This window comes from Microlunatus spumicola (genome assembly GCF_039536445.1).
Classification (GTDB): Bacteria; Actinomycetota; Actinomycetes; order Propionibacteriales; family Propionibacteriaceae; genus Microlunatus; species Microlunatus spumicola.
The window spans coordinates 994,670-1,012,099 of the sequence record NZ_BAAAYR010000001.1 but is presented as its reverse complement, the minus strand read 5'-3'; the positions used below and the strand labels follow the sequence as shown (position 1 = coordinate 1,012,099).

The window sequence follows — 17,430 nt, the reverse complement described above, 5'->3', positions numbered from 1 at the left end:
TCGCTCTGTCCGGGTGGTGCCTCAGTCGAGCGTGCGGACGACCTCGAGGTCGTCGAACCCCAGCTCGCGCAGCGGGTCGGCGATGACGTCGGCGTCGCCCACCACGACCAGCGTGAGCGCGTCGACGTCGACCAGCGAGGCGTACGCCTGGGTGGCCGACTCCGGGGTGACCTCGCGCAGCTCGGCCAGGTTCCGGGTGACGTAGTCGTCGCCGAGCCCGACGAGGCGGTTCACGGCCGCCTGGTCCGCGACGCCGTCGGCGGTCGCGTAGCGCAGCGGCGAGATGCCGGTGCTGTAGGTGACGGCGTCGGCGACCTCGGCCGCGGTGAACGGCCGGTCCGCGACGTCGGCGATCTCCCCGGCCAGCCGGACCGCGTCGGCGACGACGTCGGTGCGGAACGAGCCGCCGATGGCGAAGCTGCCGGCCTCGCGCAGCGGCGTCAGCGACATCCGGACGCCGTAGGTGTAGCCCTTCTCCTCGCGCAGCACGGCGTTGAGCCGGGACAGGAACGCCCCGCCCATCGCGTACGTGGCCACGCTGGCCGCCGGCCAGCGCGGGTCGCTCCGGTCGATGCCGAAGCCGCCGTAGCGCACGTCCGCCTGGACGGCGCCGGGGCGGTGCAGCACGACGTGGCGACGCGGGCCGGGTGCGGTCTGCTCGTGCGGCGTCCGGACCTGGGCGTCGTTCGACCAGCCCCCGAACCACCGCTCCGCGAGCGCGTGCGGGTCCACCCCGCCGAAGTCGCCGGCCAGCACCAGGCTCGCGCCGGCCGGGCCGACCCGCTCGGCGTGGAAGCGCCGGGCGGCCGCTCCGTCGACCTTGGCCACGCTGACCGCCTCGCCGCCGCTCATCCGCGACGCGCGGCTGCTCGGGTCGAAGACGGACTCGCGGAAGGCCATCGAGGCGAGCTGGGCCGAGTTCGCGTACGCCTGCTCGATCTGGGCGAGCCGGATCTGCACGTGCCGAGCGACGTCGGCGTCCGAGATCTGCGGCTGCGTCACCGCCTCGGAGAAGAGCTCGAAGGCCCGCTCGAGGTGCGAGGCCGGGACGTCGAGGACGGCCTGGAAGCCGGACAGCGAGACCTCGATGCCGAAACCGGCGCCCTCGGTCTCGAGCAGCTCGGCGAACTCCTCGCCGGGGTGCGCCAGCGTGCCCTCGTCCATGGTGCGGGCGGCGATGGTCGTCACGCCCTCGAGGTCGCGGTCCTCGCCGTTCAGCGGGGTGTCGAGCACGAGGTGCGCGGCGACGACGTGCTGGCCGGGCAGGTCGAAGCAGACCAGCTCGATGCCGTTGCCGAGCGTGCTCAGCACCGGTTCCGGGAACGACCAGGCGCCGGGCGCGGCGACCTCGGGCTGCGGGTCGGCGTGCCAGGAGGTGGGGGTGCTCATGCGGAGGCCTTCCGGTAGACCAGGGTCGCGCGTCGCTCGCTGCCGAACCACTCGGCGACGGCGGCGGCGACGTCCTCCGGCTGGACGGCGTCGACCTCGGCCATGCGGGTGTTCACGAGCCCGGGGTCGTGCTCGAGGGTCGCGTACTCGCTCAGCGCGTCGGCGCGGCTGTCGACGCGGGACAGCTCGTGCAGCCAGTGGCGCTCGTACTGGGCCTTGGCGCGAGCCAGCTCGGTCGGCGTCGGGCCCTCGGCGGCGAGCCGGTCGACCTGCGTGACGAGCGCCTCCTCGACCTCGGCGAGGTCCTGGCCGGCGCGGGCCCGGGCGTACGCGTAGCCGAACGAGTTCCCGCCGATGAGGCCGGTGCTGGCGGCGCCGGAGCTCTCGGCGAGCTCGGCGTCGCGCACCAGCGCACGGTGCAGGCGCGAGGTCTGCCCGTGGCCGAGCACGCTGTAGAAGAGGTCGAGCGCGTCGAAGGCGCGGGTCCCGCGGGCGGGCAGGCGCCAGGCGAGGTAGACCGCCTCGGCCGGGACGTCGGCCGAGGTCTCCTCGCGCTGCGTGCCGTCGAGGGGTCCGAGGACGCCGGTCTTCGGGTGCGACGGGAGCTCGCCGGCGGCCAGGCCGCCGAAGTAGTGCTCGACGCGCCGCAGCGCGTCCTCGACCGTCACGTCGCCGACGACGGAGATGACGGCGTTGTTCGGCATGTAGTGGCGGGCGAAGAAGGAGCGCGCGTCCTCGAGGCTCGCCGCGTCCAGATCCTCCATCGAGCCGATCGTGGTGTGGCCGTACGGGTGGTCGGCCGGGAAGGTGAGGCTGTTGAGGCGCTGCATGACGTCGCCGTAGGGGACGTTGTCGTAGCGCTGCCGCTTCTCCTCCTTGACGACCTCGCGCTGGGTGTTCAGGTTCTCGAGGGTGAGCGCGTCGAGCAGGCTGCCCATGCGGTCGGCCTCGAGCCACAGGGCGAGGTCCAGGCCGCCGACGGGCAGCGTCTCGAAGTAGTTGGTGCGGTCGAACCAGGTGGTGGCGTTCACGGAGGCGCCGGCGGCCTGGAGCAGCCCGATGTGGGCGCCGGAGGCGACGTTCGCGGAGCCCTGGAACATCACGTGCTCGAAGAGGTGCGCGAAGCCGGTGCGGCCGGGCTCCTCGTCGCGGGAGCCGACGTCGTACCAGAGGTTCACCGCGACGACGGGCGCGGTGCGGTCGGGGCTCACCAGGACGCGGAGGCCGTTGTCGAGGACGTGGTCGCTGACGGGGTAGTCGGCAGGTGCGGAGGGCACGCGCCTCACCGAGCGCAGGGGCGGGAGCAGGCGGGCATGCCTGCCATTCGAGCACACCTGGTGAAACCCGCGGCGTGCGCTCGACGGTCGACGGTTCCGTCCCGGGCAGGCTTACAACGTAGGGAGGAGACCGGCGGCCCGGGCCGGCTCGGCGTACGCGGCGGCGAGGCTGGCCACGGTGTCGTGCGCGTTCAGGCCGCTCGGGTTCGGCACGACCCACAGCCGGGCGCGCCCGTCGGCCGGCCCGATGCCCTGGGGCTGCTCGCCCGTGCGGGCCCTCGGCTCCCCGAACGCCACGCGGTAGGCCGTGACGCCCGCGACCGCGACCACGCGCGGCCGGTGCTCGGCGACGAAGGCCTCGAGCCGGGCCCGGCCGGCCCGGAGCTCGTCGGCCGTGAGCTCGTCGGCACGCGCGGTCGCACGGTTCACGAGGTTGGTGTTCGCGAGGCCGCGGGCGAGCAGGTACGCGCGGTCGTCCTCGGTGAAGCCGGTGGCGGGGTCGATCCTGCGGTCGACGATCCCGGCGAGCTGCAGGGCCGGCCAGAAGCGGTTGCCCGGGCGCGCGAACGGCGTCTGGACGGCCGCGGTCCACAGGCCGGGGTTGATCCCGACGAAGACGAGCCGCGGGTCCTCCCCGACGAGGTCGGGCAGGCTCGCGTTCCGGAACGCCGCCAGCTCCGCCTTGGTGAACCCCACGGCGAGCCACCGTAGCCGTGCGCCGGCGACACCGGTGCGGATCCGACCGCGTCAGAGCGGTCGGATCCGCAGCGATCGGGGTTTAGCCTGCTCAGGTGCGTCGCACCCTCCTGGCCATCCCGGCGTACGGGTCCCCCGAGCTCACGGACGCGGTCCTGCGCGACCTGCTGCGTGACGACCCGCTGGTCCCGGACGACCTGCACCTCGTCGTCGTCGACAACCAGGGCGACTACGTGCTGCCCGGTTGGGCCGCCGGCGTCGAGCTCGTCCGCTCTGGCGCGAACCTGCGCTGGATCGGGACGACCAACTGGGCGTTCGAGCGCGCGGCGGAGACGGGCGCCGAGGTCGTCGTGCTGCTCAACAACGACACCCGGCTCTCGCGGGGGTTCGTCCGGGGGCTGGTCGCCGCGGTCGAGGACGACGTCGCCGCTGCGGCCGCCTGCTACGACGACTTCTGGCTGCACCAGCGGGCCTCGGTCGTCCCTGTCGACGCCGAGGCGTACCTGCCGCACGCGGTCCTGCGCGACGTGCCGTTCGTGGACGGCACCGCGATCGCGTTCAACGTCAAGGCGGTGAGCGAGCTCGGGCCGCTCGACACGGTCGCCTTCCCCCAGCACGGGTACGGCGCCGACGTCGACTGGGCGTTGCGCGCCCGGCGCGCGGGCTGGCGCTGCGTGGTGACCGAGGCCGTGTTCGTGCACCACCTGCGCCGCGTGACGATGACCCGGGTGGGGCGCACGGCCGAGGACAACCGCGGCGAGATCCTCACCGGCCTCGACGCCCTCTACGGCGACACCTGGCGCGCACTGGCCGGCCTCGGCCCGGGCGCCTTCCCGGCGCACAACACCGGCAGCGCGATCGACTGGTACGCCGACCCCACCTGGGTCCGCGGCCTCCTCGGCCAGACCGGCTCCTGACGCCAGCGCCCCCTGAGCCTGTCGAAGGGCCTCGCAGAGGTCGGCGCCTTTCGGCCCGGGCTCGTTGCAGACCGCTACGCCCCCTGAGCCTGTCGAAGGGCCTCGCAGAGGTCGGCGCCTTTCGGCGGGCACGTTCCTGACCGCTACGCCCCCTGAGCCTGTCGAAGGGCCTCGCAGAGGTCGGCGCCCAGCGGCGGCAGGCACTGACCACGGAATTCTTGTACTCGCCACGGCAGATCTGCCGTGGTCAGTACCGGTCTTTCACGTTTACGTGAAAGTCCCGGGACAGGTGAGGCGGACTGCCCGGGCTCGGCGCGGTGGCCGTACGGGGCGGCTCAGTACTGGCCGGTCACGACGTTCTCGAGGTCCTCGCCCTTGACGAAGCGCTCGAGCTGGGCGCGGACGAGGGCGTACGCGCGGGGGCCGCTCTCCTTGACGTTGCCGGCGGCGTGCGGGGTGATCAGGACGTCCTCGACCGACCAGAGCGGGTGGCCCTCGGGCAGGGGCTCGGGCTCGACGACGTCGAGGGCGGCGCGGAGGCGGCCGGAGGTCACCTCGGCGAGGAGGGCGTCGGTGTCGACGACCTTGCCGCGGGCGACGTTCACCAGCAGGGCCCGGTCGGGCATCGCCGCGAGGAACGCGGCGTCGACCATGCCCTCGGTGTCCGGGGTCAGCGGCACGGTGAGGACGACGACGTCGGCGTGGGGCAGCAGGTCCGGCAGCTCGGAGGTCGCGTGCACGCCGTCGCGGGCGGAGTGCGCGACGAGCACGGGCTTCGCGCCGAAGCCGACGAGCCGCTTGGCCGTCTGCTCGCCGAGGTCGCCGGCGCCGACGATCAGCACCTGCTTGTCGACGAGGTCCTCGCCCTGGGCGTCCTCCCACGCACCGCGCTCCTGCGCGCGCACGAAGGTCGGCAGCCGGCGGAACACGCCAAGGATCATCGTGAGCACGAGCTCGCTGACCGGTCCGCCGTGCACGCCGCGGGCGTCGCAGAGCTGGACGCCGTCGGGGATCTTGCCGATCACGTCCTCGACGCCGGCGCTGAGGAGCTGCATGACCTTGAGCTCCGGCATCGCCGCGAGCTTGCGCTCGAGGTCGCGCGAGTCCTCGACCTGCGGCACCCAGAACGTGGTCTCGCCCAGGCGGTCGGGGTGGTCGGGCTCGCCGTTCCAGACGACGACCTCGACCCCCTCGGGCAGGTCACCGAGGAGCTGGACGGCATCGGGGTCGGGCACGCAGACGACGGTCACCACGTGAGCCTAACCAGGAGCGGCCCAGCCCCCGAGTGACGTCTGTCGTTCGGGCCCCACCGGCACACCGTTCGTCAAGAGGCACACCGTGCTCGTCCCGGCACACCCTGCACGGTGTGCCGACGTGAGCAGGGTGTGCCGACGTGAGCAGGGTGTGCCGACGCGAGCAGGGTGTGCCGACGCGAGCACGGTGTGCCGAACGCGAGCAGAGCGGGCCGACCGTCAGAGGCCCTCGGCGACCTTGGCGGTGGCGAGGACCCAGGCGTCGCGGAACGGCTTCGAGAGGGCGGGGAAGTCGATCGGGCCGCCCGCGACGAGCGACTGCTCGTGCGGGACGTCCACGACGGCGCGGGTCAGCTGCGCGAAGTGGTCGTGCAGCCGGGCGGAGAGCGCGGCGTCGTTCGACGAGGCGGGCGCGGAGAGGATCGTCACGGCGTGCTCGACCTTGTCGCCGTGGCCCTTGGCGCGCAGCCCGTCGACGAGCCAGGCCGCGCTGGCCGCGGTGTCCTCGCGGATCGTCGACACGATGACCAGCTGGTCGGCGGCCGCGATGGCCGCCTCCCAGTTGCTGGCCCGCATGTTGTTGCCGGTGTCGATCACGAGGATCCGGTAGAAGCGGCTGAGCGTCGCGTGCAGCCGCTGGAAGGCGTCCGCGTCGATCGAGGCTGAGGCCGCCGGGTCCTCGTCGGAGGCCAGCACGTCGAACTGGGCCGCGCCCTGCGTACGGACGTAGTTGTCGAGGTCGCCGACGCGGGCGCCGCGGACCTGCTGGAAGCGTTCGAGGTCGGCCAGGAGGTCGACGGCGGTGTTCGTGTGGCGGGCGGGGACCGCGCGCCAGCCGAGCGTGCCGCGGGTCTCGTTGTTGTCCCAGGCGAGGGTGTAGCCGCCGCGCAGCGTGGCAAAGGTCGCGGCCAGCAGCATCGTCGCCGTCGTCTTCGAGGCGCCGCCCTTGGGGTTGACGACGACCACCGTGCGCGGGCCGGGCAGCGAGCGCTGGATCGTCGCGACGGCCTCGCGGTGGCGCAGCTCGACGGGGCCCGGCCCCGGCTTGACCAGCCCGAACGTCGCCTTCCGCACGAACGCCTGCCAGCCGGTCTGCGCGGGTCCGGGCGCCACGGCGGGACGACCGCCGAGGAGGTCGTCCAGGGTCGGCAGCGCGCGGCGGGGCTGGGGCTCGTACGGCGGCGGGCCCGGCGGGACCTGCGCGGGCGGTGCCGGCCGCGGACCTGCGGCGGGCACCGGGTGCGGCGGCGCGACGGACGGCGGGGGCGACCAGGGCTGCGGTCCCGCCCAGGTCTGGCGCGGGGGTTCGGGGGGCGGGGCCTGCGGCACCGGCTGAGGGGGCACGTGCGGCGCGGGGTCCGCCCGGCGCGCGCCGTCGGTCGACACCCCGTTCCCACGCGCCGAACCCTGCGGTCCCGCCTGGTCGTCCGCGTGCGCCGCCGCCGCGGGAGCGGGGGAGTCCGCCTCGGCCGCGGGCCGCGTTCCGCCCGGGGACTGCGGGGTCTCGATCATGGAGCCGTCCGGACGCGCGACGAAGAGCCAGGCGCCGTCGGGGTCGGAGGTGTCGAGGGACACCTCGCGCCCGGTGCGGGCGGCGAGGTCGAGGGCGTGCTGGCCGACGTAGGAGCGGGCGTCCTCGATCGAGGCGAGCCGGGCGCGGCTGGGCGAGCCGTTCACCAGCAGCTCGGCACCGCCGTACGCGTCGATCCGTGCGACCACCGTCACGACGTCGTCGTCCTGGCTGCTCATGCTGCCTCCCACCCGCGCAGCGCCTCCGGCCCGTCGGGTGGGCAGAGCCTAGGACCTCGCGGGTCCGGCTGTCGCGGGTCCGTGCGGGGCCTCGTCCTCGACCCCGCTCCGGAACGTCCGGTGCAGGGCGAGCACGCCGACCACCGCGACGCCGCCGAGCGCGCCCACGGCCACGGCCGGTCCGAGGGTCGCGGCGAGGGCGCCCGCGGCGACCGGGCCGAGCCCCTGCCCGCCCATCAGGCCGGTGGAGAGCAGGCCGAAGCCGAGGCCCTGGTCGCCCTCGGGCAGGGCCTCGGCGAACCGCCGCTGCAGGCCGACGTGGTAGCCGAACCCGATCCCGCACGTGACGCCGAGGGCGACGACGGCCCCGTACGGGAGGCCGAGCGCCCAGGGCACGAGGGAGAGGCCGACGAGCAGCGCGAGCGGCAGGGCGACCTGCTCGCGCCGGCGCGGGGCCAGGCCGCGCCCGACCGCGATGTCGCCGACGAGCATCCCGACCGGGACCGCGGCCAGGACGAGGCTGGCGGCGCTGGTCGCCCAGCCGCGGTGGGCGACGTAGCCGACCACGAGGGCCTCGACGCCGGTCACCAGCCACGCGGGGACCCACTGGGCGAGCAGCAGGCCGCGGACCCGGGCGTCGGCGAGCAGCCGGCGGTTGCCGCGGAGGGTCTGCCGGACGGCGCTGCCGTGGCGGGGCTCCTCGTCGACGGGGTGGTGCCCGAGCCCGAGGCGGCTGACGAGCGCGGCGACCACCAGCGCGACCCCGGACACCAGCAGCAGGCCCTGCGCGGAGAAGGCCAGCAGCAGGACCCCGCCGAGGGCCAGCCCGACGACCTGGGCGGTCGACGCGACCGCGCTGAGGACGGAACGCCCGACGACGAACCTGTCGCCGGTGAGCAGCACCCGGGTCAGCCGTCCGGTCGCCGCGGTGCCGACCGGGTCGAACGCGCCGACCACGGCGACGAGCACGAGCATCGCGGCGACGGGCAGGTGCACGAGCCCGATCAGGAGACCCGGGACGGCCCGCAGGAGCAGGGACGCGACGATCACCGTCCTGGCCGGCAGCCGGTCGGCGAGCGAGGTGAAGAGGGAGCCGCCGACGAGCTGCGGCGCGAACCCGATCCCGTACGCGACCGCGGACCAGAAGACCGACCCGGTGGTGGCGAGCACGAGCACGGACAGCCCGAGGATCTCGGTGGTCGTCGAGAGCGCGCGGAGCAGGAAGGAGCCGAGGAGGACGCGCACCTCGCGGCCCGCGAACACCTCGGCGTACGTCGCTCCGCGCTGCGGCACGGCGGTGCTGGTCGTCGTCACGACGCTGAGCCTGCGACGTCGACGGGACCGGGGCTACTGTTTCGTCGTGGCACGAAAGGTCGTCCGGCTCGCGGTCGGGCCCGACGACCTGGCGAGGACCCGGTTCGCGGTCTCGCCGCTGTGGGAGCTCGTGCACGCCCTGCGCGCGGTGGCCGGCCGGGGCGCCCGGCGGGGACCCGCGCAGCCGTGGGTCGAGCGGGCGCGAGGCCGCTACGCCGAGCTGCGCCGCGAGACCGACGTCGAGGCCGTGCTCGCGCTGCAGCCGCCCGGCTACGGGGCCGACTTCGTGGTGCCGCCGCCGCGCGGGGTCGCGACGACGGTCGACGACCTCCTGGACGACGTGCGCGCCACCCCGCTGGAGACGGCGCGCACCGAGATCGGCCGGGCCCTGCGGCTGGGTCCGGAGCCGTCGGCGCGCCTGCGGGCCGTGCTCGGGCGTGACGACGTGACCGACTACCTCGCCGACGTGCTGGCGACGGCCTGGCGGCGGCTGCTCGCGCCGGACTGGCCGCAGCTGCAGGCGATCCTCGAACGCGACGTCGTGCACCGCGCCGGCCGGCTCGCCCGCGGGGGCTGGGCGTCAGCCCTGGACGACGTCCACCCGGAGCTGCGCTACGCGGACGGGCACGTCGAGCTGACCGCGGGCACCGACCAGACCGACGTCGACCTCGCCGGCCGCGGCCTGCTGCTGATGCCGTCGGTGTTCGTGTGGCCCGGGGTCGCGTACGGGCTCGAGCCGCCGTGGCCGCCGGTGCTGATCTACCCGGCGCGCGGGGTCGCCGCGCTGTGGAGCCGCGAGCCGGCCGGGGCGCCCGGGGGGCTCGCCCGGCTCCTGGGCCCGACCCGGGCCGCGGTCCTGGCGGCGCTCGACGAGCCGGCCACGACCACCCAGCTCGTCGCCGCGCTGCACCTCAGCGTCGGCGGCGTCGGCGACCACCTGGCCGCGCTGCGCGACGCGGGGGTGGTGAGCCGGGCACGTACGGGACGTTCCGTGCTCTACACGCGGACGTCGGTCGGCGACGCGCTCGTCGCCGCGAGCGACCCGGGCTGACCGGCCTCTGGGACCGACGCCCGGGTCGGCTCGCTTTAGCGGCTGCTGTTCAGCTCATCACCGGCGGCTCGGGGCTGACCTGGCTCGTGTCGCGGGTCGCCTGGTTGAGGCGGCGGGCGGCGCGGCGGCCGAGCGTGGTGAGCCACTGGACCTGCCCGCGGGCGCGCGGGCGCAGCCGCTGCTGCGCCACGTGGCCCGGGACCTTCTCGTGCACCGCCGAGGGCGGCGCGTCCGGCAGGAGCCGGGTGACGGCGCCCAGGAGGACCGACGTCGCGTTCGGCGCGAGGGCGTCGACCCGCTGGGCGATCTTGGCCAGCGGGGTGGGCTGCACGACGGCGCGGCCCGAGAGGACGGCGTCGACGATCTGCGAGGCCGCGCGGTCGGCGTCCATCGAGACGAGCGGGATGTTGTCCGCCGTGGAGAACCAGGCGAACTCGGGTCCCTGGTTGCCGACGAACTGGGCGTTCAGGTGCGAGCCGGTCCGCATCAGGCCGGGCTCGGCCGTCGTGACGGTCACGCCGGAGCCGGAGAGCTCCGAACGCAGGCCGCGGGAGAAGCCGGTCGCCCCGAACTTGGCCGTCGTGTAGGGCAGCAGGTGCGGTGCCGGGACGATGCCGCCGACCGACGTGACGATGCCGATCCGGCCGTGGCCGCGGGCGACCATCCGGGGGGACACCGAGAGCGCGGTGTTGATCGGGCCCCAGAGCATGATGTCGATGGCCTCGCGGAAGTCGTCGCGGTTCATCGCGGCGAGCGGGCCGACCTGGATGACGCCGGCGACGTGCAGCAGCACCTCGATGGGCGCGGTCTGCTCGACGAGCGCGACGACCGCCTCCATGCCCGCCTCGTCGCGGACGTCGCAGGCGTGCACCTCGACGGTCGTGCCGTCCTTGCGGAGCTGCGCGGCGGCCCGCTCGAGGTCCTCGGCGTTGCGCGCGGTGAGCGCGAGGCGGTAGCCCCGGTCGGCGAGCTGGCGGGCGGCGGCCAGCCCGAGACCGCGCGAGCCCCCGACGACGAGGGCGAGGGGGGCGGACCCGCCGGTCCCGGTCACGGCGGTCACGACGCCGACCCCTCGTGACGGCGGGTGGTGCCCGCGGCGGGGACCTGCTGGTGGAACGTCAACGCCCTGCTCCTTCTCGTGTGGTGCACCTGTCAGGTTTGAGTCTGCGGTCCGGGGCGGATGCGCGGCGGGGCGGGCGCACCTCCCGCGGGAGGCGGCGGTTCAGCGCTCGCGGCGACGGCGGCGTACGGCGCGGGCGACGAGCAGGGCGGTGCCCGTGAGGACGACGGCGCGCCACCCGCGGCGCCAGCGGCGGGCCGAGGCGGCCTGGTCGGCGCGGATGGCCGGGGCCGAGCCGAGGGGCGGGCGGGGGAGGAGGCGCCCGAGCGCGTACGTGAGGCCGTAGTGGTAGCCGAACGACACGACCAGCGTGTGGGCCAGCCCGAAGTCCATCCGCCGCGAGGAGGTGCGCACCGAGCAGCGGGCGTCCCAGGCGACGGGCCCCCAGGACTGGAGCCGGCGCCGCAGGTCCACCTCGTCGCCGCCCTGGGTCAGCCGGACGTCGTAGCCGGGGAAGCCCTCGCGGCGGAAGGCGACGTTCGTCGCGGTGAGGTAGAGCAGCCGCCCGGTGCGGGCGTGCAGCCGGTCCACGACGACGAAGAACGCCGGCGGGAAGACGGCGGCCCACCACGGCGGGTCGGCGTAGCGGCAGGGCCCGGCCACCGCGACCAGCGCGGGGTCGGCGCGGAGGTCGGCGTCCAGCCGCCGCAGCCAGTCGGGCGGGACGACGCTGTCGGCGTCGGTGGAGGCGATGATCTCGCCGCGGGCGGCGTCGACCCCGGTCTGGCGGGCCTGGCAGACCCCGCGGCGGGGCTCGGCGACGACCCGTACGCCGTGCGCACGGGCGATCGCCGCCGTGGCGTCGGTGCTCGCGTTGTCGACGACGAGCACCTCGTACGCCGCGTCGACGTCCTGCGCCGCAAGGGCGGTCAGCGTCGCGGCGAGGCCGTCGGCCTCGTTGTGCGCGGGCACGACGACGCTGAACCGCGGTCGGTCGGTGCCCTCCGTCCCGCTCATCCGGCGCTCGCGGGCGGCGTCAGCCGGCCCAGCCGGGAGAACGCCACCGCCGCGAGCAGCGCGACCGGCACCAGCGCCCAGAAGGCGGGACCGAAGGCGTCGGCGTACGCGGTGCTCACCTCGGCCCGGGTGGCCGCGGGTGCCGCGGCCAGCCGTCCCGGGCTCCAGGACCCCAGCGCCGCGCCGCCGACCTGGCCGGCGGTCATCAGCCGGTGGGTGACCCACGCGCCGACCGCGCCCGTGCCGACGACGACGCCGACCTCGCGGAGCAGGTTGTTCGCGCCGGTCGCCGTGCCGACCTCGGCCTCGACGACGCCGGCCTGCACGACCACCACGACGACCTCCCACACGCAGCCGATCCCGGCGCCCAGGAGGACCAGCGCGGGGACGACGCCGACGAGCGAGCCGGAGGCGTCGCTGCCCAGCAGCGCGAGACCGGCCGCGACCGCGAGGGCGCCGGTCACCAGCAGGCCGCGGACCGGGCCGCCGCGCCGGACGACCTGGGCGGCGACGACGGTGAGGATCCCGAGCCCCCCGAACAGCGCGAGCATCAGCACGCCGGCCCAGGACGGGCTCAGCCCGAGCACCAGCTGCAGGTAGGTGGGCAGGTAGGCCAGCATCCCGAACGACGACGCGCCGAGCAGCAGCCCGCCCGCGGTCGCCCAGCGGACCTGGCGGCGCCGCAGCACGCTGAACGGCGAGCGCGGCCGGTTCTGACCCGTCGGCCGGCCCGCGGGCATGAGCACGGCGGCGACGACGAGGGCCGCCACGGCGAGGGGCAGGTTCAGCCAGAAGGCCCAGCGCCAGCCCGGGCCGGAGGCGAGCCAGCCGCCGAGCGGCGGCCCGGCGATGACGGCCGCGGCGAAGACGGCCCCGACCCCGCTCATCACGGCCGCCCGCTGGCGCAGCGGGACGAGCACGGCGACCTCCGCCTGGACGAGCACCAGCAGGCCCCCGGAACCCGCGCCCTGCACGAGGCGCGCGAGGACGAGCGTCATCGGCCCGGTGGCCAGGGCGCCGAGCAACGAGCCGACGAGGAACACGCTGACGGCCACGACGAACAGCCGGCGCCGGCCAAAACGGTCGCTGAGCCACCCGTACGCGGGCAGCACCGCGGTGCCGGCGACGAGGTAGGCCGTGGTCACGAGGGCGAGCAGGCGCAGGTCGCCGAGGTCGGCGGCGATGGTCGGCAGGGCCGTGGCGACGACGGTCTCGGCGAGCTCGGAGGCCAGCAGGGCGGCGCTCATCCCGACGAGCAGCGCGGCGGAGCGGGGCGTGAGCCCCACCCGGCCGAGCCGGGTCCGCGGTGCGGCGTCGACCCCCGGCTCAGGTGGTGCGGACGACCGGGACACGGGCACTCTCGAGGACCGCGGCGGCGACGACGTCCACCGGGTCGGGCATGGCGGCGAACTCGGCCCGCAGGCGCTGCGCCGCCTCGTGGTGGCGGGGCCGGCGCAGGGCGTGGCGCACGGCGTGACGGATTCGGCGCGGCGAGGGCCGGCCGGTGCCGAGGTTGATCCCCGCCCCCGACCAGGCCACGCGGGCGGCCACCTCGGGCTTCTCCTCGGTGGACCCCGCGACGACCACGGGCACGCCCGCGGCCAGAGCCTGCTGGACCCCGCCCCAGCCGCCGTTGGTCACCATCGCGGCGGTGTGCGGCAGCAGGTCGTCGTAGCCGACGAGCTCGGCCACCTCGGCGTTGGCCGGCAGCCCGCCGCCGAGGCGCGCCACGACCTCCTCGACGGGACGGCCACCGGTGGTGGCGACGACGCGGACGGGCTCGTCGGCCAGCGCCTCGAGGCAGGGCACGAGCAGCGCGGTCGGGTCGGCGTTGGCGAAGGTCCCCTGGGTCACGTGCACGACCGGGGCGTCACCCGGGGGCGGCGACCACGGCTCGCACGCCAGGTCGGGACGTCTCGGAGGAAGCGGCCCGGTGAAGACGATCGACGTCGGCAGGTCGCGGCGCGGGTACTCCAGGCCGGGGACCGACAGGTGGAACGTCCGGTCGAAGAGGCCGGCGACGTCGAAGTAGCCGACGGGGGCGGGCGGCAGGCCGAGCGCGGCCAGCTGGGCGTCCAACGCGGTCTGGAGGGGACGGAGCGGCCCGTGGCGCAGGATGAAGTCGATCTGCCGGTTGCGCATGCGCGACACCGCGGTCCGGCCCGGGGCGAGCCCGGAGCCGAACGGGGCGACGTCGGGGCTGGTGAGCGAGAGCGGGGTGATCGAGATCCCGAAGACCGGCGGGCGGGGGCCCGGGCCGACCAGGAGCGGCACCACGCCGAGGAAGGCGGTGTCGGCCACCACCGCGTCGTAGCGGCGCGACGCGAGCGCGCGCTCGAGGGCGCGGTGCTGCGGGCCGAGCGGACGGACGAACAGGCCGGTGATGTCGTAGCGGCCGGCGGCGATGCGGGTGCGGTGCTCACGCTTGGGGAGCCACGCCTCGACGTCGGCGTCGTCGTAGTCGACCTCGGGCGGCAGCGGGAGGAAGTCGAGCCCCGCACCGGCCGCGGAGGCGGCGTACTTGCTCCCGGTGAGGATCGTGACCTCGTGGCCCCGACGCCGCAGGCCGCGCCCGAGGGCGAGCACCGGCGACACGTGCCCGAAGATCGGGCTGCTGAGCAGCAGGACCTTCGTCATCGCCTGTCGTGCACCTTCCTCGCCTGGGAACCCGAACTTACCCAGCGTCGCCGCCCGCACCCCGCGCCCGCGCCGCGGACGGACGTGACCCCTCCCACGCCCGTGGCCGCGCGCGCTCAGTCGCCGGTGGTGCCGTCGTGCAGCTCGCGCAGGACGTCGAGGTGGCCGTTGTGCCGCGCGTTCTCCTCGACCAGGTGCAGCAGCACCCAGCGCAGGGTGGGGTGCTCCCCGGTGCTGAGCGGGGAGGCGGAGCGGTCGTCGAGGTCCAGCCCCTCCAGCAGGGCGTCGGTCCGCCGCGCCTGCTCGGCGTAGCCCGCCAGGACGTCGGCCAGGGGCAGCGTCGCCCCGTCGACGAACTCCTGGTCGGGCGACTCGTCGGTCCACGGCCCCAGGTCCGGGCCGTCCACGAAGCGGTTCTCGATCCAGGAGTGCTCGACCCAGCGCAGGTGGTTCACCACGCCCCCGATGCTCATCAGCGGCGACCCGGGCAACGGGGCCGCGGAGGCACCCGCCGCGTCGAGCCCGCGACACTTCTCCACGGCCGTGTCGCGGGTGTACTGCAGCATCGCGAGCAGCGTCGACCGCTCGTCCCAGGCGGTCGGCAGGTCGGTGCGGGTCATGCCGTCAGTCTCGCGTCCGACCGAGCCGCCGTCGGTCTCCGACGTGGCTCTCAGGCTTTCCTCATGAAAATCTCAGGACTGCCGTACCCTTCGAGCCATGGTCTTCCAGCTCGTCTACTCCAGCGCCGCGGTGCGGCCCCTCGCCCACGAGGCGCTGGTGGACCTGCTCGAGCAGTCCCGTACGCGCAACGACGACGCCCGCGTGACGGGGATGCTCCTCTACCGCGACAGCCGGTTCCTGCAGCTGCTCGAGGGGGACGAGCGCGTGGTGCGCGACCTGTACGCCCGCATCGCCGGCGACGCGCGGCACCGGGAGGTGCGGACGGTCGGCGAACGCCGTCGGCTGCTGCGGCAGTTCCCGACCTGGACGATGGCGTTCCGGGACCTCGCGGAGGAGCCGTTCCGGGAGCCGGGCTGCACCGCGCTGTTCGAGGACGCCGCCGAGAACGTCCCCTGGGCTGTGGACGAGCTGCTGGTCCGGCTGCGCCCGTCCGGGCCGGAGGGTCGGCCCGTCGTGCACGGGAGCCGCGCGCTCGGCCTGTTCGGGGGCTGAGCGCCGCACGCACCGCGGGTCCGTCCCGGGAGCGCGCTCAGAAGGTGAACGCCTCCCGGAACCGCCGCAGCGCGCGCTCGCTGTCGCCGTCGGCCGCGTACGCCTCGAGGCCCACGACGCCGGCGTAACCCATGCCGGCGAGCGCCCGGGCGACGGCCGGGTAGCTGATCTCGCCGGTGCCGGGCTCGCAGCGGCCGGGGACGTCGGCGACCTGGATCTCGCCGATCGCCGCGCCGGCGCGGCGGCAGAGCTCGATCAGGTTCCCCTCGCCGATCTGGGCGTGGTAGAGGTCGAGCATCATCCGCAGGTGCGGGCTGCCCACCGCCTCGACCAGCGCCAGGGTGTCCTCGGCGCGGGCGAAGGGGACGCCCGGGTGGTCGACCGCGGTGTTGAGGTTCTCGAGGCAGAAGACGACGTCGTGCTCCGCGCCGAGGGCCGCCACGCGGCGCAGCGTGTCGACGGCGGCGACCCACATCGGGCCGGTCACGACCTCGACCGGCTGCACGGGCAGGCCGCCCTCGCCCAGGCCCGTGCCGTGCAGGTTCAGCCGCGGGATCCCGAGCCGCTTCGCGACCGGGATCGACTCCGCCGCGGTCGCCAGCAGCGCGTCGGCGCCTTCGGGGTCGATGAGCGTCCCGCGGACGTAGCCGGTCATCGAGGAGAAGCGGGCCCCGGTCGCGACGAGCGCGTCGACGTCCTTCGTCGTCCAGTCCCAGATCTCCACGCCGAAGCCGAGCGCGTCGATGCGCCGCACCCGCTCGACGAGGGGCAGCTCGGTGAACACCATCTCCGCGCAGACGGTCAGCGTGAACGGGGTGCTCATGCGCCGACCGCCCCCGCGACCGGGACGGCGCCGGGCAGCCCGGCCTCGGTGACCGCGACGGGGGCGTGGGCCCGGACCGACTCGACGCAGGCGAGCGCCACGGCGAGGGCGCGCCGGGCATCGTGACCGGTCACGCTCGGCTGCCGGCCCTCGCGGACGGAGGCGACGAGCTCCACGAACTCGCCGGTGTACGCGTCGATCATCAGCTCGACGTCGCCCCGCACGGTCTCGCTCGCGACGCCGGCCGCCCCGTACGTCCGCAGGCTCGAGCGTGCCTGGTCGCCGACCGTGACCATCCCGCCGGAGCCGAAGACCTCCGCGCGGACGTCGTAGCCGTACGCCGCCGAGAAGCTCGCCTCCGCCACCGCCCGGGCGCCGTTGTCGAAGGTGATGACGACGACGGCCGTGTCGAGCAGGCCGGCGTCCCTGTACGCCGGCGCGACGAGGGCGTCCGCCGTCGCGTACACCTCGACCGGGCTGGCGCCGGGGTTGAGCCACAGCAGGGTGTCGAAGTCGTGGATCAGCGTCTGCGTGAAGACCGTCCACGGCGGCACCGCGGCGGGGTTAGCGAGACCAGGGTCGCGGGTGAGCGAGCGCATCAGCTGCACCTGGCCGACGGCGCCGGCGGCGACCGCGGCGTGCGCGGCGGCGAACCCGGCGTCGAAGCGGCGGTTGAAGCCGACCTGCAGCGTCACGCCGGCCGCGTCGATCGCGGCCAGGGCCCGGTCCATCTCCGCCAGGGTCATCGAGGCCGGCTTCTCGCAGAAGACCGGCTTGCCCGCCCCGGCGGCCGCGACGATCAGGTCGGTGTGCGCCGTCGACGAGGCGGTGACGACCACGGCGTCGACGCCGGGGTCGTCGATCAGCGCCTGGGGGTCGTCGTACGCGCTCGCGCCGTAGCCCTCGGCCAGCGCGGCGGCCGCGCCCGGACGCGCGTCGGCGACGGCCGCGAGGACCGCCCCGGGGACGCGTTCGGCGATGACCCGGGCGTGCGAGGTGCCGATGCGGCCGGCCCCGATCAGGCCGAGACGGACGGGCGGGGGGAGCGTGGGCATGGCGGTCTCCTTCGACGAC

General features: G+C 75.4%; 16 protein-coding genes. 3 read left to right on the top strand and 13 right to left on the bottom strand.

Features of this window, described 5'->3' with window-relative positions; translation table 11 throughout:
- Nucleotides 1-21 precede the first annotated feature (21 nt).
- The 3 genes from ABD665_RS04605 to ABD665_RS04595 form a co-directional block, all read right to left on the bottom strand.
- Nucleotides 22-1,389 carry an insulinase family protein gene (locus tag ABD665_RS04605; RefSeq protein ID WP_204912018.1) on the bottom strand — a complete coding sequence of 456 codons (1,368 nt, stop codon included), beginning with the start codon at nucleotides 1,387-1,389 and terminating at the stop codon, nucleotides 22-24.
- Nucleotides 1,386-2,666, bottom strand: a complete 1,281-nt coding sequence (locus tag ABD665_RS04600) for a M16 family metallopeptidase (RefSeq protein WP_344741210.1) — start codon at nucleotides 2,664-2,666, stop codon at nucleotides 1,386-1,388. Before ABD665_RS04600 ends, ABD665_RS04605 begins: the two co-directional genes overlap by 4 nt.
- Before the next feature lie 111 nt (nucleotides 2,667-2,777).
- Nucleotides 2,778-3,362, bottom strand: coding sequence for a uracil-DNA glycosylase family protein (locus ABD665_RS04595; protein WP_204912020.1), 585 nt, complete (start codon nucleotides 3,360-3,362; stop codon nucleotides 2,778-2,780).
- 95 nt (nucleotides 3,363-3,457) lie between these two features.
- On the opposite strand from ABD665_RS04595, the gene ABD665_RS04590 reads away from it, so the two are divergent.
- Nucleotides 3,458-4,279, top strand: coding sequence for a glycosyltransferase (locus ABD665_RS04590; RefSeq protein WP_204912021.1), 822 nt, complete (start codon nucleotides 3,458-3,460; stop codon nucleotides 4,277-4,279).
- Nucleotides 4,280-4,614: 335 nt separating this feature from the next.
- Here ABD665_RS04590 and ABD665_RS04585 read toward each other — a convergent pair whose 3' ends face one another.
- From ABD665_RS04585 to ABD665_RS04575, 3 genes are all read right to left on the bottom strand, one after another.
- Complete coding sequence (locus ABD665_RS04585; RefSeq protein WP_344741207.1) at nucleotides 4,615-5,529, bottom strand: 2-hydroxyacid dehydrogenase; 915 nt, start codon at nucleotides 5,527-5,529, stop codon at nucleotides 4,615-4,617.
- Nucleotides 5,530-5,751: 222 nt separating this feature from the next.
- A complete protein-coding gene (locus tag ABD665_RS04580; protein ID WP_204912023.1) occupies nucleotides 5,752-7,281 on the bottom strand; it encodes a hypothetical protein in 1,530 nt (509 codons plus the stop codon).
- Nucleotides 7,282-7,329: 48 nt separating this feature from the next.
- Entirely contained in the window at nucleotides 7,330-8,595 is a 1,266-nt protein-coding gene (locus tag ABD665_RS04575; RefSeq protein WP_204912024.1) for an MFS transporter, read from the bottom strand.
- A 46-nt stretch (nucleotides 8,596-8,641) separates the two neighbouring features.
- Here ABD665_RS04575 and ABD665_RS04570 point away from each other — a divergent pair, with 46 nt between their 5' ends.
- The gene (locus ABD665_RS04570; protein ID WP_204912025.1) at nucleotides 8,642-9,646 is read left to right on the top strand and encodes a DUF5937 family protein; all 1,005 of its coding nucleotides are present in this window, start codon (nucleotides 8,642-8,644) and stop codon (nucleotides 9,644-9,646) included.
- A 49-nt stretch (nucleotides 9,647-9,695) separates the two neighbouring features.
- Here ABD665_RS04570 and ABD665_RS04565 read toward each other — a convergent pair whose 3' ends face one another.
- The 5 genes from ABD665_RS04565 to ABD665_RS04545 all read right to left on the bottom strand — a co-directional run bounded on the left by ABD665_RS04565 (nucleotide 9,696) and on the right by ABD665_RS04545 (nucleotide 14,980).
- On the bottom strand, nucleotides 9,696-10,706 hold the full coding sequence (locus ABD665_RS04565) for an SDR family NAD(P)-dependent oxidoreductase (protein ID WP_344741203.1): 1,011 nt from the start codon (nucleotides 10,704-10,706) through the stop codon (nucleotides 9,696-9,698).
- A 162-nt stretch (nucleotides 10,707-10,868) separates the two neighbouring features.
- The gene (locus ABD665_RS04560) at nucleotides 10,869-11,723 is read right to left on the bottom strand and encodes a glycosyltransferase (protein ID WP_204912026.1); all 855 of its coding nucleotides are present in this window, start codon (nucleotides 11,721-11,723) and stop codon (nucleotides 10,869-10,871) included.
- Complete coding sequence (locus ABD665_RS04555) at nucleotides 11,720-13,075, bottom strand: MFS transporter (RefSeq protein WP_204912027.1); 1,356 nt, start codon at nucleotides 13,073-13,075, stop codon at nucleotides 11,720-11,722. The genes ABD665_RS04560 and ABD665_RS04555 overlap by 4 nt, the downstream gene beginning before the upstream one ends.
- Nucleotides 13,050-14,360 (bottom strand): nucleotide disphospho-sugar-binding domain-containing protein, encoded by a 1,311-nt coding sequence (locus ABD665_RS04550; RefSeq protein ID WP_204912028.1) that lies wholly within the window; start codon nucleotides 14,358-14,360, stop codon nucleotides 13,050-13,052. Before ABD665_RS04550 ends, ABD665_RS04555 begins: the two co-directional genes overlap by 26 nt.
- Before the next feature lie 116 nt (nucleotides 14,361-14,476).
- Nucleotides 14,477-14,980, bottom strand: a complete 504-nt coding sequence (locus ABD665_RS04545) for a mycothiol transferase (protein WP_204912029.1) — start codon at nucleotides 14,978-14,980, stop codon at nucleotides 14,477-14,479.
- A 97-nt stretch (nucleotides 14,981-15,077) separates the two neighbouring features.
- Here ABD665_RS04545 and ABD665_RS04540 point away from each other — a divergent pair, with 97 nt between their 5' ends.
- Complete coding sequence (locus ABD665_RS04540; protein ID WP_204912030.1) at nucleotides 15,078-15,533, top strand: BLUF domain-containing protein; 456 nt, start codon at nucleotides 15,078-15,080, stop codon at nucleotides 15,531-15,533.
- A 37-nt stretch (nucleotides 15,534-15,570) separates the two neighbouring features.
- Here the strand turns inward: ABD665_RS04540 and ABD665_RS04535 are convergent, their stop codons facing one another.
- Nucleotides 15,571-16,356, bottom strand: a complete 786-nt coding sequence (locus ABD665_RS04535) for a TIM barrel protein (protein WP_204912031.1) — start codon at nucleotides 16,354-16,356, stop codon at nucleotides 15,571-15,573.
- Entirely contained in the window at nucleotides 16,353-17,411 is a 1,059-nt protein-coding gene (locus tag ABD665_RS04530; RefSeq protein WP_204912032.1) for a Gfo/Idh/MocA family oxidoreductase, read from the bottom strand. Before ABD665_RS04530 ends, ABD665_RS04535 begins: the two co-directional genes overlap by 4 nt.
- Between the last annotated feature and the right edge of the window lie 19 nt (nucleotides 17,412-17,430).

Coding starts and splice junctions, on each gene's coding strand:
- ABD665_RS04605 (WP_204912018.1), bottom strand. CDS start 1,389: ATGAGCACCCCCACCTCCTGGCACGCCGACCCGCAGCCCGAGGTCGCC.
- ABD665_RS04550 (WP_204912028.1), bottom strand. CDS start 14,360: ATGACGAAGGTCCTGCTGCTCAGCAGCCCGATCTTCGGGCACGTGTCG.
- ABD665_RS04535 (WP_204912031.1), bottom strand. CDS start 16,356: ATGAGCACCCCGTTCACGCTGACCGTCTGCGCGGAGATGGTGTTCACC.
- ABD665_RS04560 (WP_204912026.1), bottom strand. CDS start 11,723: ATGAGCGGGACGGAGGGCACCGACCGACCGCGGTTCAGCGTCGTCGTG.
- ABD665_RS04545 (WP_204912029.1), bottom strand. CDS start 14,980: ATGACCCGCACCGACCTGCCGACCGCCTGGGACGAGCGGTCGACGCTG.
- ABD665_RS04530 (WP_204912032.1), bottom strand. CDS start 17,411: ATGCCCACGCTCCCCCCGCCCGTCCGTCTCGGCCTGATCGGGGCCGGC.
- ABD665_RS04540 (WP_204912030.1), top strand. CDS start 15,078: ATGGTCTTCCAGCTCGTCTACTCCAGCGCCGCGGTGCGGCCCCTCGCC.
- ABD665_RS04580 (WP_204912023.1), bottom strand. CDS start 7,281: ATGAGCAGCCAGGACGACGACGTCGTGACGGTGGTCGCACGGATCGAC.